Annotated in this window: 12 protein-coding genes and 1 other RNA gene; 4 read left to right on the top strand and 9 right to left on the bottom strand. The window is 40.1% G+C overall.

Annotated elements, in window-relative coordinates; all coding sequences use genetic code 11:
* Nucleotides 1–90 precede the first annotated feature (90 nt).
* On the bottom strand, nucleotides 91–1,287 hold the full coding sequence (gene sbmA, locus FTV11_RS00455; RefSeq protein ID WP_180073205.1) for a peptide antibiotic transporter SbmA: 1,197 nt from the start codon (nucleotides 1,285–1,287) through the stop codon (nucleotides 91–93).
* Nucleotides 1,288–1,747: 460 nt separating this feature from the next.
* Between sbmA and FTV11_RS00450 the strand changes: the two genes are divergently transcribed.
* A complete protein-coding gene (locus FTV11_RS00450) occupies nucleotides 1,748–1,942 on the top strand; it encodes a hypothetical protein (protein ID WP_180004283.1) in 195 nt (64 codons plus the stop codon).
* Nucleotides 1,943–2,093: 151 nt separating this feature from the next.
* Here FTV11_RS00450 and FTV11_RS00445 read toward each other — a convergent pair whose 3' ends face one another.
* The 4 genes from FTV11_RS00445 to ssrA form a co-directional block, all read right to left on the bottom strand.
* A complete protein-coding gene (locus FTV11_RS00445) occupies nucleotides 2,094–5,057 on the bottom strand; it encodes a type I restriction endonuclease subunit R (RefSeq protein ID WP_180073204.1) in 2,964 nt (987 codons plus the stop codon).
* Nucleotides 5,058–5,270: 213 nt separating this feature from the next.
* Nucleotides 5,271–6,413, bottom strand: coding sequence for a restriction endonuclease subunit S (locus FTV11_RS00440; RefSeq protein WP_180073203.1), 1,143 nt, complete (start codon nucleotides 6,411–6,413; stop codon nucleotides 5,271–5,273).
* Complete coding sequence (locus FTV11_RS00435) at nucleotides 6,413–7,981, bottom strand: type I restriction-modification system subunit M (RefSeq protein ID WP_180073202.1); 1,569 nt, start codon at nucleotides 7,979–7,981, stop codon at nucleotides 6,413–6,415. Before FTV11_RS00435 ends, FTV11_RS00440 begins: the two co-directional genes overlap by 1 nt.
* Before the next feature lie 71 nt (nucleotides 7,982–8,052).
* Nucleotides 8,053–8,412: a transfer-messenger RNA gene (gene ssrA / locus FTV11_RS00430) on the bottom strand.
* A gap of 128 nt (nucleotides 8,413–8,540) precedes the next feature.
* Here ssrA and glpK point away from each other — a divergent pair.
* Nucleotides 8,541–10,025: a glycerol kinase GlpK gene (gene glpK, locus FTV11_RS00425; RefSeq protein WP_180022282.1), complete on the top strand. Its 1,485-nt coding sequence runs from the start codon at nucleotides 8,541–8,543 to the stop codon at nucleotides 10,023–10,025.
* Between the two features lie 69 nt (nucleotides 10,026–10,094).
* On the opposite strand, the gene FTV11_RS00420 is transcribed toward glpK, so the two are convergent.
* The 3 genes from FTV11_RS00420 to FTV11_RS00410 form a co-directional block, all read right to left on the bottom strand.
* Nucleotides 10,095–11,621 carry a DHA2 family efflux MFS transporter permease subunit gene (locus FTV11_RS00420; protein WP_180073201.1) on the bottom strand — a complete coding sequence of 509 codons (1,527 nt, stop codon included), beginning with the start codon at nucleotides 11,619–11,621 and terminating at the stop codon, nucleotides 10,095–10,097.
* 6 nt (nucleotides 11,622–11,627) lie between these two features.
* A complete protein-coding gene (locus FTV11_RS00415; RefSeq protein ID WP_180073200.1) occupies nucleotides 11,628–12,779 on the bottom strand; it encodes an efflux RND transporter periplasmic adaptor subunit in 1,152 nt (383 codons plus the stop codon).
* 262 nt (nucleotides 12,780–13,041) lie between these two features.
* Nucleotides 13,042–13,539: a thioesterase family protein gene (locus FTV11_RS00410; RefSeq protein ID WP_180004269.1), complete on the bottom strand. Its 498-nt coding sequence runs from the start codon at nucleotides 13,537–13,539 to the stop codon at nucleotides 13,042–13,044.
* Nucleotides 13,540–13,646: 107 nt separating this feature from the next.
* Between FTV11_RS00410 and hemB the strand changes: the two genes are divergently transcribed.
* Complete coding sequence (hemB, locus tag FTV11_RS00405; RefSeq protein WP_180073199.1) at nucleotides 13,647–14,660, top strand: porphobilinogen synthase; 1,014 nt, start codon at nucleotides 13,647–13,649, stop codon at nucleotides 14,658–14,660.
* Nucleotides 14,661–14,797: 137 nt separating this feature from the next.
* Nucleotides 14,798–15,922 (top strand): glycine oxidase ThiO, encoded by a 1,125-nt coding sequence (gene thiO / locus FTV11_RS00400; RefSeq protein ID WP_180073198.1) that lies wholly within the window; start codon nucleotides 14,798–14,800, stop codon nucleotides 15,920–15,922.
* Nucleotides 15,923–15,943: 21 nt separating this feature from the next.
* Here thiO and FTV11_RS00395 read toward each other — a convergent pair whose 3' ends face one another.
* On the bottom strand, nucleotides 15,944–16,879 hold the full coding sequence (locus FTV11_RS00395; protein ID WP_180022278.1) for a TIGR01777 family oxidoreductase: 936 nt from the start codon (nucleotides 16,877–16,879) through the stop codon (nucleotides 15,944–15,946).
* Nucleotides 16,880–16,942: the final 63 nt, after the last annotated feature.

Raw genomic sequence — 16,942 nt, 5'->3', positions numbered from 1 at the left:
ATCTATTGATTTTATTGAAATATATTAACTTAAAATTAAAGTCATAAAAAAACCTGCATTTTAGTGCAGGTCTATTTTAAACTTATAAAATCAATTATTAATTTTTTCTTCAAATGCTCTTAAACGTTTATAAATAGAAATCAGTTCGATAATGGTTGTCCATGAGGAAATCAGGTATTGGAAAGAATCACGTACACGCCCAAAGACATTTAATATTTGCATTAATATACCGAGCGTGATTGTTCCCGCTGCAATACTTGGGAACAATATAAAGAACCCATAAATATTATCAAGCTGCATATACCAAATACGAACTAGGTTGAAATAAGCATAGTGAAAATACAGTCTAAAATAATTAAATCGGACTTTACCAAATAATTCTTTTAATGTGAAAGGGTCTGCTCGATCTGCATGATCTTCACCATAAACTAACTCTTTACGATATGCCGCTTCGACTTTTTGATTATTAAACTCCAAACCCGGTAGTTTATAACCCACCAGCATTAAAATAACCGTCCCTAAAACCGCCCAAAGGACTGCCGCCCAAACCAATGCATAGGCGATTTCCCCCACGACAGGTAATTTCTTTACATGTGTTGATAAAGTTAGCAGCACAGGTAGAAATGCAATTAAGGTCATCACCGATTCAACTAAGCTAACCCCAAGTCCTTCTGTGGTTCTCGCAAAACGCATCGTGTCTTCTTGAATACGCTGTGAGGCACCTTCGATGGTTCTCAGTTTTTCCCAATGCGCTGTATAAAAGTCATTCATCGCAGTACGCCAACGAAAAACATAATGACTGACGAAAAACAGGTTCAATACCGCCAGTGTGACATACACCATGGCCACATAGAGAAAAGTCAGTATCTCAGAATATAGCATCGTCACTTCGCCCCCACCACCTGAAAGCATTTTCTGGATCAGGTCATAGAATGGGTTATACCAAGCATTGATCACGACATTACATTCCACACTAAACCAAACATTAAACAGAATAAGTGCGGTTCCCCACACCGACCATCGCTGCCAAGGATTATCTGATTTGATCTTCCAAAAGGCTGCAAAAAGCGCCGTTGCTACAAAAAACCAAACATAGAACCATAAAAATTTGGGACTCCAAAATCGGCTGACACCAATAGGTAGTTCTGCAATATGATAATTTGCAGGTAAACCAAATATCGTACCCCAACTATTACCACCGCTATACCACAAGACAATATTGATTACGAACCATAGAAGGAATGATCCAAAAAACCATTTTGGATTTGGAAAAAACGATTTAAACATTGGCCCTACATTTCCCTGAATCTTTGTTTTTAGTTTGAGTTGCTGATGATAAGTTTTATTTCATCAATTTTGTTATTCGGATTGAATATTTAACGCTGTTTAATCTGAAATTTAACAATCAAATACAAGACGACACATCATTCTGTTAGCTTAAGCATGAAAACTGAAAATTGCCTTAAATTCCTTTATTGATCAAGTCATATTGATGATTTGGTCATTGTTTGTGGAACAAAAGACGCATCTTAGGACATATAATTACAGTTAAAAAGATTGTCATATTTTAAAATTATTTTTGATATCAATAGATTAAAAAACCATAATTTATTTAACCATTATTTAAACTTAAGTTATGGAATTCTCTAAAATATTTTCTGCGATGTAGCTCACGTCATTTACAAAACATGTTTCTTCACCAATAATATGCTAAGTTCAATTAACAACCTATGCTTGGGGAAGTAAAATGGAAAGTGCAATTGTTGAATTACTCAAACCAATTACATTAAATAAAGAAAATTGCAGTCCTTTGGTTTTTGAAACTGGTACCGTTCTAAAAGTGATTATGCAAACGCCAGAAGGCCTTTTGGTAAGTAATGATGACAAATTTAACTTTGTGATTTCATTGAAAGATAAGAATGAAGTTTGGCGCGAAATTTAATTTTCGCCTCACTTTGTGATTTGTTTTTAAATCATATTTATTCTAAGAAATTTAATCATACAATTATTGAATAAACAGGATAAGGTTCTTAAATTCCATAAAAAAAGAATCCTCCTTTTAAGCAAATATTTTTCATAACTTAGCTTAACGTTTAAATCCGTAAATCATATTTTTCTAAAATCGCATTGGTTTTCTGATGCAATCCCTCAAAATAGACTTTACTCACCAGTGCTGAAGGCTTGTTTTTTGGCAATGGACGAATTTCATGTGCGTGCGGAAAACGTTCAGTAAAATCAAATCGTTTAACCACTTTTTTAAATTCATCAATCACAAGATTTTCATCTTTACAAAAGACATCATAGGCTTGCTGTTTTTCTGCATCCCAAAACTGCTTAAATGCATCTTGAACACTTTGGCCATTCAGCATTCGTGGTATTTGTTCATCAATAAATTTCTGAATCAAATCCATTTTTTTATACATTTTTCGGTCATTACTGAGTAAAGATTGGAGTTGTTGCTGCTGTTTCGCTCTTTGAATCGAGGACGGTGGCGCAGCAGCAATCATATTTAATAATGTATAAATATAATCCTGATTTACATAATCACTAATAATAAAATCTAAAGCAAAATTCACGTCACGTAGCACTGAATCTTTTTCAACCGCTGTACCTTTATTTATTCTGTCATACAAATCTTTATATTTAGATTTATAGTCCTCAAGTTCTTGCGGCACTATAACTGCTTTATCAACATCAAAGTCTGTATACATTTTCAGTTGTGAATGTAGACGAATCACATCACGAAAAGCTTGAATAAACTGCAACTGCTGACTTTCGAGTTTTAGATCATCTACTGACTGACACTCAGGTGTTATTTTTCTTAATTCACTAACACACTTATTAAATTCTGCTAATTGTTGATCCAACGGTGGCACAATCACTTGCTCAAAATTTTGGTCGTCTGCAAAAGTAGAAAGAGCTTTATCTGTTGCCTGCTTTAAATTTCTAAAACACACGACATTGCCAAAAGCTTTTGTTGGCTTATAAATACGGTTTGTACGCGAAAAAGCCTGAATTAAACCGTGATATTTTAAGTTCTTGTCGACATAAATCGTATTAAGTGGCAATGAGTCAAAACCTGTCAGGAACATATTCACCACCAACAGCAAATCAATTGGCGGACCTTTCAACTCCCCAACTTCTTTAGGTGGTTTAGGGACTTTGAAGTACTTAACGCGATCACCTAGATTTTTATAATATTCATAAAATCCTTCGTCACAGTTATAGCTAGCCAGATGGCGCGTATTAAATTCTGCAATGATCCGTTCAAGTTGCGCTTTACGCCCCATATCAACTTGACTCGGCTGTTCAAGTTCTTCTTCAGAAATCGTACCTGTTGTGGAGTCATTGGCGTCGTTTGTCGTATCCTGCGCTCCAAAAGAAAAAATCGTACCAATCACTAAAGGGGTATAAATTTCTTCCTTCTTGTCCGCTTCTGCAACCAACTCTGCTTGGACTCTGGTAAATATTTCATAATATTGAAGTAGGACATCTACTGAGCTGACACAAAACATTGAACAAAATTCGCGTTTTGCCGTTTTTTTGTCATGATTTTTTAAAATATAACGTACAATTTTTTCTAAGCGCTCAGGGTTGTCATACAGTTCTTTAGTATCGATGCCTTGTATTTTTTCATCACCTGCATTCACCTGATGAGCGGTAAATTGTCCTACGTAATCAATTTGAAATGGTAAAACATTTTTATCTGCTATCGCATCGACAATCACATATTTATGCAGTCGTTTAGGGAATAGATATTCTGTGGTGTATTTCACGCCACCAATGCTTTGACAGTTCACAGGAAAAATAGGCGTGCCTGTAAAACCGAACATTTGCGCCTGTTTAAAGAAGCGTTTGATATTTTGGTGAGTATCACCAAATTGACTGCGGTGGCATTCATCAAAAATAAATACGACTTTTTTATCTGCCAAATCAGCGATCAATTCTCTGAATTTAGGGAGTGTAATTGCGTTATTCAGCTTTTGAATGGTTGTCACGACCAATTTATCTGTGAGTATATTGCTTTCATTTTTTCGTGAATTCAGCCGTTTACCGATGAGCTGTTCGACCAATGTTTTGGTGTTGGTCGTTTGGTCTACGCAGTCGGGAACAAAGGCATTGAACTCTTTGGTGGTTTGATTATCGAGGTCTTTTCGGTCCACGACAAAGATAACTTTTTCTATTTCAGGCAACTGACGCATGATTTCACTGGCTTTAAATGCCGTGAGTGTTTTACCCGAACCCGTTGTATGCCAAATATAAGCATGATCGGTTGAGGTTTTCACATGCTGAATCATGTTTTCAACTGCATAGACTTGATAAGGTCGCAGCACCATTAAGCATTCATTGGTTTGATGCTGAACGATGTATTTACTGATCATTTTCGTAATATGTTCTGCGTTTAAAAATGCTTCGGTAAATTTACTCAAATCATTAATTGCTTTGTTGTTTTCATCTGCCCATGGAAATGTGAAATCAAACAGTGGCGTACCGTGTGAATAATATAAGCAATTTACGCTGTTGCTAATGACAAACAGCTGTATGTATCCAAACAAACCTTTTCCAGATGTATAGGCATTTTTACTGTAGTTATGCACTTGGTTAAACGCCTGTGCGATTTCTACACCACTGCGTTTAAGTTCAACTTGTACCAACGGAAAACCGTTGATCAATAGCGTGACATCAAAACGGCTGGTTTCTGTACCGCTCTCACCGTATTGGACCGTCACTTGGTTGGTCACTTGAAAAATATTTTTTTCTGCATCATCACTTAAAAAGCGCAGTGTTTGGGTAGTACCATCTTCATGTTTAAGCTGATATGAACCACGTAAAAGTTTGGCTTTGCCGAAAATCGTATGTTCACTGCTCAGATAATTCCATACCTGTTCCCATTGCTCATGTGTGAGTGGTGCAGTCAGTGAGTTAAATTTTTCTATCTGTTTTTTTAAGTTTAGGAGTAAAGCTGTTTCGTTTCTGTACTGAACACGTTCGTACCCTAAAGTTGTTAAGTGCGCTATAAATTGGTTTTCGAGTTCGAGTTCTTTTTGGGTCGACATTTATAATACTGCTCAGTTTTTAACTATTGGTATGTATATCTTTTGATTCTAATAGATTTATTATATTTTTCAATCTTTTAAATTCATCAAATAAACATCTAAACTGATGATACAGATCACTGTTTTTTCTTTTAGGAATCCTTATTTTCTTTCTTCTATAAAAGATTCCTGCATTTATTCAAATACAGGAATTTTATGAAACCCTATAAACAATCACACAAACATCTGCTGTAACAAGCCTTTTTTCCACTGTTTGGCTTGTTCAATTTGCTGTGCAACAGTTTCAATTTTTTGGTCAATAGCAGATAAAAAATTGGCAATTTGGGTTTGTTCTTCTAAACAAGGTACTTTGACCTCAATATTACCAATTGAGGTTGTATTTAAACTTGGCACACCAGTGGCTTCATTCAAATTTAACCAATTAACCAATAGCAGTTGCTGATAAACAAATTTAGGTATTAATCTCTCACCAATTTCCGTATAAAAAAGAGTATCAACTGTCCAAAATTTCCCAGATATAAACTGAGGTTTATCAATCGTACCTTTACGACCAATAAGAATACTGTCGCCGTCGTAAAGATAAGAATCAACGTATCGCATTATCCCACCTGTCCCAAGAACAGGAATATTTCCTTCTTTTAATGCCTTATGATCTTTTCCATATTTGATAGTAATAACATCTCTAAATTTTAAATTTTCCCACTCCCCAAACTCACTCCCATCATCCGCTTTAAAACGAATCTGTTGGCTAAAGAGCTTTTGCATCATGCTCTGTTTATATTGGCTCAGTAGTTTATATTTCTGAGTTAGTAGGTTAATCTTTTCATCCACAGCGGAAAGAAAAGAAGCGATTTTTGTTTGTTCTTTAATTTTAGGAAGATCAAATGAGAAATCACCAATTTGTTTTAAATTCAAATTTGGTTGTGCGCCTGTAGAAATATTTGAATCAATATATTTTTCCATCAAAGGTGAGTTCAATACCTTTGATACAAATACATTGCTATATTCTTCTTTTAATCGAACTATTGCTAAAGCCTGATTTGTATTCGCAGGTAAAAATTTCTTTTGAACAATGGCATTTTTACCAATCGTAGCTCCGGCAATGGCAAATAAAATATCACCTTCTTTAAGGACCGATCTTTTCAATTCTTTATTATGAATTTCACTATTAATCGTCTGACATTTGGATAGATCAAACCCATTTTCAGTAATAGCTTCAATTTTTAAGAAGTTTATATCACCATTTACAAATTGTTTTGGAGTAGTTCCTTTTGTCACCAAACTACTAATTTCTAGTAAACAAACAGAACTCCAATCACCATCAAATTCTTTAAACCGTAACTTAGGTGAAGCCATTACTTCACCTCCGTAAAAGGTGAATCAATGCCGAGTTCTGCACAAAACTTAGAAATTTCTGCATCAGTTTTTAGACTTTCAACCTCTAAGGTTTGAAGCTGTTTCGCTATTGCATCTAAATCAATTTCAGCTTCCGCTTCAAAAGTATCGACATAACGCGGAATATTCAAATTGTAATCATTGTCAGCAACTTCTTGCAGACTCGCTACGTATGCATATTTTTCAATATTTTGACGGTTTTCAAATGCACCAATAATATTATCTAAATGCTCAGGCAAAAGCTTGTTTTGATTCTTTTGCTTATCAAACTCGTTACTCGCATCAATAAATAAAATATTGTCGCTATGCTCACGGTTTTTCTTCAACACCAACACACAAGTCGGAATAGTCGTGCCATAGAAAATATTGGCAGGCAAACCAATAATCGTATCAATCACATTTAACTTTTCGATTAAATGCTTACGAATATGCCCTTCACTCGAACCACGGAACAAAACCCCATGCGGCAGTACAATCGCCAAAGTCCCATTTTCATCTAACTGATAAAGCATGTGCTGTAAAAACGCCATATCTGCCTTAGAACTTGGAGCTAATTTGCCAAAATCACGGAAACGCGGATCGCTTAAGTATGACTCACTCGCAGACCATTTAGCAGAAAATGGTGGATTCGCTACAATCGCATCAAATTTCAGTTCCATATGCTGTGGACGTTTTAAAGTATCTTCCTGCTTAATTTCAAACTTTGAATAATGCACATCATGCAAAATCATGTTCATACGTGCCAAGTTATAGGTCGTACGATTCATTTCTTGACCGTAAATCGCATCCACATCACCAACTTCACGCTTTACACGTAGCAATAAAGATCCTGAACCACAAGTCGGGTCATATACACTGCGTAAACGCTCTTTACCTAAGGTGACAAGTTTTGCAAGCAAAGTCGAAACCATTTGCGGTGTATAAAACTCACCTGCTTTTTTACCAGCACCTGAAGCAAATTCACCAATGAGAAACTCATAAGCATCGCCTAAAATATCAGACTCAGTATTCGATAGATCAAAATTAATATCGTCTAAATGTACGATCACACGGCTAATCAACTCATTACGGTCATCAGGCGTATTTCCTAACTTGGTCGAACTTAAATCCATGTCTTCAAACAAATGCGAAAAATCATCGGCCGCATCTGTACGCAGCGTACTTTGCTCAATTGCCTTAAGGGTTTTAATTACATCATCCAAAATGTATTTTTTTGCTCGAGCCAATGTTGCCATACTATGGAACAATTCTTGTGGCGCTAAGAAATAGCCCATACTGGCAAGACATTCTTCACGCACAGCACTCAAATATGCTTGATTAATTTCAGTATCTTCGACCAATTCTGCAAACTTAATTTGATCAGGCGCCAAAATGTCGTTGGCATTATTTTGAATTTTTTCAGACAAATATTTGTAGAAGATCAAGCCCAAAATGTAATCACGGAATTCATCTGCCCCCATTTTACCGCGCAAAGTATTGGCAATATTCCAGAGTTGTTTTTGCAGTTCTTGAAGCTGGACTTGAGTCATTGTTGTACCAAAAAATGTTTTTAATTAATCATAAAAAAAGCCGAACCCGAAGGTTCGACTTTTTTGAATTTTGGTGGAGATGGCGGGAGTTGAACCCGCGTCCGCCAGCACTACGCTCGAGAATACTACATGCTTAGATATCGTCTATTGATTTAGCTCTTTGTGACCCGACGAACAGGGTACAAATCGCGATCCTTAAAGATTTAGTATAAGACCCCAAGGCTTGATCTTATACGGACTTGTGTGCGTTCGCTTCAGTCGGGACCCCTAACCACAAGTATTCAGGGATGCGGACAAGCTGCCCTTAGGCAGCTAGAGCGTAAGTTTCGTCGTTTGCGACTAAAATATGCAAATTTGATTTACGAGAGAAAATGCGCTCTCGACATGCATCTATGAGTTTCATCACCAGCGTCGAAGCCAGAAACATCCCCAAAGTAGCGTCATCATAGCATAACTGCAAAAAATTGCGATGCAATTTTGAAACAATTACACATTGATCTGCGCTTAATTACATAATTGCGTTAATATTTTATTTTTCAAGACCGCAAAAGAAAAATATATGAGCTATTTATTGGCACTCGATCAAGGAACGACTTCAAGTCGTGCGATCATTTTTAACGAACATGGACAAGTTCAAGCTACAGCTCAACGGGAAACCCATATTCAAACCCCACATTCGGGTTGGGTGGAGCAAGATGCTCAGGAAATTTGGAGTACCCAAATTGCCGTCGTACAGCAAGCGCTCGCTTCTGCCCGTATCCTCGCCAAAGACATTAAAGCCATTGGCCTGACCAATCAGCGTGAAACCACTGTGGTTTGGGATAAACGCACAGGTCAACCGCTCGCTCCTGCAATTGTCTGGCAAGACCGCCGTGCAACCGAGTGGTGTGGGCAACTAACTCAACAAAACCTCAATGACCTCATTCACAAAAAGACCGGTTTACGTATCGACCCCTATTTTAGTGCTGGGAAATTGGTCTGGTTATTAGAACACACCCAAGGTCTACGTGAACTCGCAGAGCAAGGTCATGTGGCTTTCGGCACGATTGACAGTTGGTTGGTGTGGAACCTGACACAAGGTGCAGAGCATGTGATTGAAGCAAGCAATGCCTCACGAACCATGCTAATGAACTTGCAGCAACAAGCTTGGGATGAAGAACTCTTAGAATTATTTGATATTCCCCTTTCGGTCCTTCCTAAAATCATCAGTTCAGATGAATATATTGCAGATACCGCTACAGGTTTACTTGGCGCAAACATTCCCATTACCGGCATTTTAGGTGATCAACAATCTGCGCTATTTGGTCAATCTTGTTTTGAAGCCGGTACAGCCAAAAATACCTACGGTACAGGCTGTTTCATGTTGTTTAATACCGGCACTGAAGTTCAATATAGTCAAAATAAACTACTCTCGACATTGGCGTGGAAAGCACAAAACCAAACCCATTATGCACTCGAAGGCAGTGTCTTTATGGCGGGTGCCATTGTGCAATGGCTAAGAGACGGTTTAGGGATTATTCAAAAAAGCAGTGATGTTGAAAAACTCGCGTGCCAAGTGGAGCATACCGATGGCGTGGTTTTGGTTCCTGCCTTTACTGGACTAGGTGCTCCGCATTGGGACAGTGATGCCCGCGCCCTCCTATGTGGAATGTCACGTGGTACCAATAAATCCCACATTGCTCGAGCCGCCCTAGAGGCCATTGCCTTTCAAGTGTCGGATGTATTGACCGCCATGCAGTCAGATCTGTCTAGTCCACTTAAAGAACTCCGAGTCGATGGCGGTGCCAGTAGCAATGATATGCTGATGCAATTTCAGGCCGATATTTTAAATGTGCCTGTACTGCGTCCTAAACTTTTAGAATCAACAGCATGGGGCGCTGCCGCAATGGCTGGACTCAAAGCGGGTGTGTTTTCAAATCTTGATGAAATTGCCGCATCATGGCAATTAGAACGTGCTTTTGAACCAAAAATGAATGCTGATCAACGTGAATTTCATTTGGCTCAGTGGCAGTCTGCACTCAAACGGGCGCGCTCGGACCTTTGATTTTTTTCAATCAACGCCGTATGCAATAAAAAACCGCTCGAATGAGCGGTTTTTTATACTTGATGATATTTAGTGTGCATGACCACCACCCACACCTGCTTTAGGTCGTGGACAGAGCCAAATGATCAGTGCAGCGAATATAAAGACACCCGCCAAGACTAAGAACACATGATTGGCTGAAAGCGTTAAGGCTTCTTTATCCACCAAACTGGAGATGTAACCCAAAGCAGCTTCTGAACTCATTCCATGATTCACCAAGGTATTTTGTACCTCAGTAACATGTAAATTACTGACCATTTCACTGCGTGCGACTTTGGTGTGATCATCCCAAATGGTTACTGCAATCGACGCTCCAATTGCCCCTGCCATGGTTCTTAAGAAGTTCATCAATCCTGCTGCAGATGCCATGTCTTGTGGCAGTACCGATGCTAAGGCCATATTTGACAAGGGAATAAAGAAAAATGGCACGGCAAAACCTTGTAATATTTGCGGTAAAGCCAAAGCCATAAAGTCTGCATCCGTGGTCCAAAAGGCGCGCATAAGAGTTACACCGCCCAAGATACTTAAACCAAAACTCGCTAAAGCACGTTGATCGTATTTGGTTGCAAGCTTCGCAACAATTGGCGACATGGTCAGACTACCGACGCCCATCGTTGCAGTGAGATAGCCTGCCCACGTTGCGGTATAGCCCAAGTTGATCTGTAACCACTGCGGAATCAGGACAATACTGCCAAAAAAGGCACCAAAACCAAAGGCCAAAGCCAAGACCGAAATGGTAAAACTTCTGTACTTAAACAGCAGTATATTTACCACCGGATGCCGTTCAGTCAGCTCCCAAATCGTAAAAACGATCAACCCGACAAATGCCGTCAGTGCCAGCACCACGATAAATGGATGATTAAACCAATCTCGCTCATGGCCCAAGTCCAACATCAATTGCAAGGCACCGATCCACAACACCAACAGCAGTAAACCACCGCGGTCTATTTTCAATTTCTGTGTAGGTGTTTCAGCCGTTTTCAGTAAGCGCATCGCTGCGATAGCACAACCGATCCCGACAGGAATATTGATAAAGAAAATCCAATGCCAAGATAAATTATCACTGATCGTACCACCCAAAATTGGACCTAAAATGGGGCCAACCACAGTGGTCATTGCCCACATCCCCATGGCTTGCGATTGCTTTTCAGGAGGGAAAATGCGCATTAACAACGTTTGGCTCAGTGGCATAATTGGGCCACCAAACAAACCTTGCCCAATTCGGCAAAACACCAACATTTCCAAACTGGTCGATAAACCACACAGTATCGAAAATACCGTAAAGCCAAACAGGCTGATCACAAAAACCCGTACAGAACCAAAGCGTCCAGCGAGCCAACCGGTTAATGGCACACAAATCGCTTCTGCCACGGCATAAGAGGTAATGACCCATGTCCCTTGGGATGCCGATACTGCAAGGCTACCGGTAATATGCGGCACAGATACATTGGCAATGGTCATGTCGAGCACAACCATAAAGTTCGCCAATGCCAAAACCAAGGCAGCGATAATCAGACGACCACCTTTCAGGTCAGTCATTTGCATTTGCTGATTCATAGGCAATTACTTCGATTTCAGGTCAATCGTCGCTTCCATAGACAGCCCCACACGTAGTGGGTGTTCTGCCAACTCTTTTGGATCCAAACGAATCCTCACAGGTAAACGCTGAACCACTTTAATCCAGTTTCCTGTGGCATTTTGTGCTGGAATCAAGGCAAATGCTGAACCTGTGCCACCAGAAAAACCAGTGACTATGCCATTAAATTTAACTTTGTCACCATACAGATCAGATGTCAGTTCAACTTTTTGACCCGCTTGCACCCCTGCCAATTGGCTTTCTTTAAAGTTGGCATCGACATATAACTGAGAGACAGGCACCACCATCATTAATGACGTTCCCGGTGCAATGCGTTGCCCAACTTGAATATTGCGACGTGTCACTACACCATCAAAGGGTGCTTTAATTTGTGTACGTTCTAAGTCCAACTGAGCTTGTTGTAGACGTGCTTGTGCAATTAAAACATCTGGGGTTGAATTTTCATTGCTGTCTTGAATTAATGCATCATTTGCCGCTTTATTACTTTGTGCCGCTTTTTGACTAGATTTGGCTTGAGCGAGTCCTGCTTGTGCCACATCAAAACTGGCTTTAGCGGTATTCACAGCACTCTGCGCTGTGCTTAATTCTTCTTTAGAAATCGCACCTGAAGCAGCCAATTGTTGACGACGTTGTAATTCATCTTGTGCTTTATTCAGATCGGCTTGTGCTTTGGCCACTTGTGCGCTTGCACTATGAATTGCATCATCACTGACAAAGATTTGCGAGTTTAAAGAACTACTATTCGCCGCAGTTTGTTTGTATTGGCGTTTTGCTTTAAGTAATTCAGCCTGTGCCTGAGCTAAGGCAATTTCAGCATCACGAGCATCAATGCGAACAAGCACATCGCCTTTTTTCACTTGCTGCGTATCACTCACCAAAACCTCTGCCACTTGCCCCGTGACCATCGAGGTAATCGACGCTGTTTCTGCACCGACATAGGCATTATCGGTACTGACGGAATGATTTAGAAATATTGACCAAATCAAATACATCACCAAAGCAATCACGATCAATACAGCCACTATACCAAGGCCTTTTTTTCTGCGTGCTTTTAATTCCTGATCGGTGGGCTGCTCTGTAGATGGGGTTTCTGGCAGGTTACTAACGGTATCTGTCATAGATTTGTCCTAAATCTAGCAGACTTGGTCATGGCATCATGAGCTTTGCAAAGCATGTCAACTTTGCTGTCAGATAATGGTGTCGTGAGAAAGTCTATCTTCTTCAATTTTCCGGCATTTTAAAGCTAAAAAATCATATCCTGAGAATAGAAAATGTAACTCGTCAGTCTTTTTTTCGTCGGCAACAGGATAAAATCATGCCCTGCTGCCAATACTGGACTTTATTTTTTCATCATTTTGAATGTGTTAACTTAAAAATGGCTTAATAAGCATACGATGCAATCGCCGTTGCAATCGCTTTACCTTCATCATTAACCATGGTCATACGCATAGTGCAACCCTTACGGCCTAAACGTAAGGTTTCAGCTCGTGCAACGAAATACTGTCCACGTCCTGGCGCCAAATAATCCACACGCATATCGACGGTCGCTAAGCGAGATACCTTTTTACTCGTTTCTGCTAGATCTTCAGCTGTGGCCTTTTTATACAATTCAGCCATCGCTGAAATACCACCGATACTGTCGAGTAAAGTTGCCGCAACACCACCATGTAAAATTTGGAATGCGACATTTCCAATTAAATTACTGGCCATATCCACACGTGCTTCGATCTGACCATCAATCACCGTCATTTTCATGGCATTGTGTACAAAAAATGGGGAGCTGTTAAATGCTTGAGCAATGTTATTTAATAAAGTATCGATTTCAATCTTCGAGTTTAGGTCAATATTACCGGTCCAACTCTTATTTACATCTGTCATAGCCTACTCGAATCGCTGTCATTGAATAAAAAAATAATACGGGGTGCGCCAAACCCTCATTATGCGTCTACAATAGTCAAAGTTTAATACTGATCAATGAGATTGTTATGACCTATACGTTCAATCGTCCAGCTTTTCCTGCCACCCGCATGCGTCGCATTCGTAAAAATGACCAGCTTCGTGCCATGGTGCGTGAAACTCAACTGACGACTGATCATCTCATTTATCCAGTATTTGTGTTGCCAGGCCAGAAACAAACTCAAGACATTCCAAGCATGCCAAACGTACAGCGTCTATCTGCTGACTTGTTACTAAAAAAGGCAGAACGTTTACTCGAATTGGGTGTTTCAAAATTAGCTTTGTTCCCAGTTACACCACAGGAAGATAAAAGCTTAACGGCTGAAGCAGCTTGGCATGAAGATGGCTTAGTCCAAAGCACCATCCGCTTATTAAAAAAAGAACTACCAGAAATGGTTCTCATCACTGATGGTGCTCTCGACCCATACACCACACATGGTCAAGACGGTATCATTGATGATACCGGCTATGTACTGAATGATGAAACCGTTGAATGCTTAATTAAACAAGCGCTCAGCCATGCCGAAGCGGGTGCAGATGTGGTTGCACCAAGTGACATGATGGATGGTCGTATTGGTGCGATTCGCCAAGCGCTTGAAGCCAATGGCCATATCTATACCAACATCATGGCCTATTCTGCAAAATATGCGTCTAGCTTCTATGGTCCATTCCGTGATGCGGTAGGTTCTTCAAGCAACCTCAAAGGTGGCAATAAATACAATTACCAAATGGACATCGGTAACCGTGCTGAAGCGCTACATGAAATCGCACTCGATATTCAAGAAGGCGCCGACATGGTGATTGTAAAACCGGGTATGCCGTATTTAGATATCGTCCGTGAAGTCAAAGATAACTTCGGTGTTCCAACCTTTGTCTATCAAGTGAGTGGCGAATACGCCATGTTGGCAGGTGCCATTCAAAATGGTTGGTTGTCTGATAGCGTGATTATCGAATCGCTTATGAGTTGCCGCCGCGCAGGTGCAGATGGGATCTGGACTTACTTTGCTGAAGATGCAGCACTCATGCTGAAAGACATGAAATAACCTGCAAAGCCTTCCTGAAATAGTAACGTTCAGGAAGGCTTTTTTATCTCTGTAAAATTCAAAAAACAGTCATGGAAGAAAAACTTCGGCATTACTGAAGTTTAGATCAAACTTATACATTCATCGGTTAAAAGAACATGAATATTGCCATTATTGGGGCGGGTATTAGTGGTTTACTCAGCGCATTAGAACTGGTTGAACGTGGTTGTACGGTGACGATTTTCGACCAACAACGCACAGGTTCTGCTGCATCATGGGCCGGTGGTGGCATCCTCTCCCCGATGTATCCTTGGCGATATCCCAATGAAGTCAATGCGCTTGCACGTTATGGCAAACAGAGCTACCAAAGATGGAATGAAAAATTAAAACCTATGACTGGGATTGATTTTGAAATTCATGAAACTGGGATGCTGATTTTTGATGAAGATGATTTTGAAATCGGTTTAGATTATGCCCGTTTGCACCAAGATCCAATGCAACAGGCGGAATATTTACAATCCGAGCAAATTGAGCAGATTAATCCTCACATTTCAGCACGCTTTGCACATGGCATTTATTTTTCGCAATTAGCCAACATCCGTAATCCGCGACTTTTACAGTCATTAACGGCTTATTTACAGCAGCATCCCAAAGTTCAGATTTATGAACATTGCCCTATCCGCCAATTAAACCGTTCGGACAATCGTATCCAGTCCATCACCACCGCAGATGGCAAACAACATACAGCTGATCAATTCGTTATTGCCACGGGCGCTTGGTCAGCCGCATGGAGTGAACAACTAGACATTGAGATACCCGTACAACCCGTACAAGGACAAATGCTTCTCTTTAAAACTCCGCAGAACTGGTTGCCGACCATGTGCATGAATAAAGTCATGTACTTGATTCCACGCCAAGACGGTCATGTGGTTTGCGGCTCAAGTATGCGCCAATGTGGCTTTGATACTCAGACCACAGATGCAACCTTGCAGCATATTCAAAAATCCTGCTTTGACATGGTACCAGAGCTTGCCAACTTTCCGATTGTGAAATCTTGGGCTGGCCTGCGTCCATCTTCCCCTGAAGGGATTCCGTATATTGGGCAGATGCCAAATTTCGACAATCTATGGGCAAACTTTGGGCATTTTAGAAATGGTTTATGCATGGGACCTGCTTCAGCTCAGTTATTGGCTGAACTGATGACTGGGGAAACACCTTCATTCAATGCAGACCACTATAGTCCGACTCGCCTGTTTCAAGATGCATTATTAAGTGTCGAATAATGGTCAATCCGTCAAATTCAACTAAGCCAATAAATCCTGCAAGGCTTCTTTTAACGTCGGAAATTTAAACTCAAAGCCTTGCTGTAATAATGCGGCTGGCTGAACCAATTGACCATTTAAAATTAATTGCGATTGCTCACCCAATAAAATTTTAAAGATAGTTGCAGGCACATTGAGCCACGGCTTTTTGGCTAATTGACGTGCTGCAATCTGCGCAAACTGAGCCTGCGTCGTTTTTTCAGGCGCAACCAAATTGAAAATATGCGGATCGATTGGCGTGGGTTCAAGCAATGCATGTTTTTTCTCTGCTTGTTTCATTAAAAACAGCATACTTCGGATCACATCTTGTATATGTATCCACACAAAAGGCTGCCGACCGGAACCTATTTTGTTGACCAAATTGAGCTGAATCGGTCGCAGCATTTGCGGTAAGATTCCGCCACCTTCAGCCAAGACCACACCTAGTCGTGTGATAATGGTATTTTGTTCAGGAAATTGGCGTGTGACTTGCTCCCAACTTTGGCATAGCTCTGACATAAAAATGGCTTGTGGTGCAGCATTTTCATCGCACACTTTTGTCCATTGTTCTTCAATATCAATACCATAATAGCCAACAGCCGAACCTGAAATAATGCATTTCGGAAAAATTTTACGTTTACGTAAATATTGATACAGCGCTTCTGTGGTTTTGACCCGACTTTCTAATAATTGCTGTTTACGCGTCTCTGTCCAGCGACCTTTGCCGATACTTTCACCTGCAAGATTAATCACATAATCAATTCTGTCATGAGGAATTTGATCGAGCTGCTGTACCCAAGTTAAATGTGGTGATTTAGAAATACGCCCAGCCTTACGACTGAGCCCAATCACTTTATAATCCGCAGCTAAAAGTGCCTTGATGAGATGTGTGCCAATAAAACCGCTGCCACCCGTCAGCAGTACTGTGGGCTGATGCATAATTTGTTCTTATCTATATGAAATAATACTGTTATCTATAGAACAAGATCACCAGATGATCAA

The organism is Acinetobacter sp. YH12231 (assembly GCF_013417755.1).
GTDB lineage: Bacteria > Pseudomonadota > Gammaproteobacteria > Pseudomonadales > Moraxellaceae > Acinetobacter > Acinetobacter amyesii.
The sequence above is the reverse complement of the archived record's forward strand: the minus strand, read 5'-3'. Positions and strand labels throughout refer to the sequence as shown.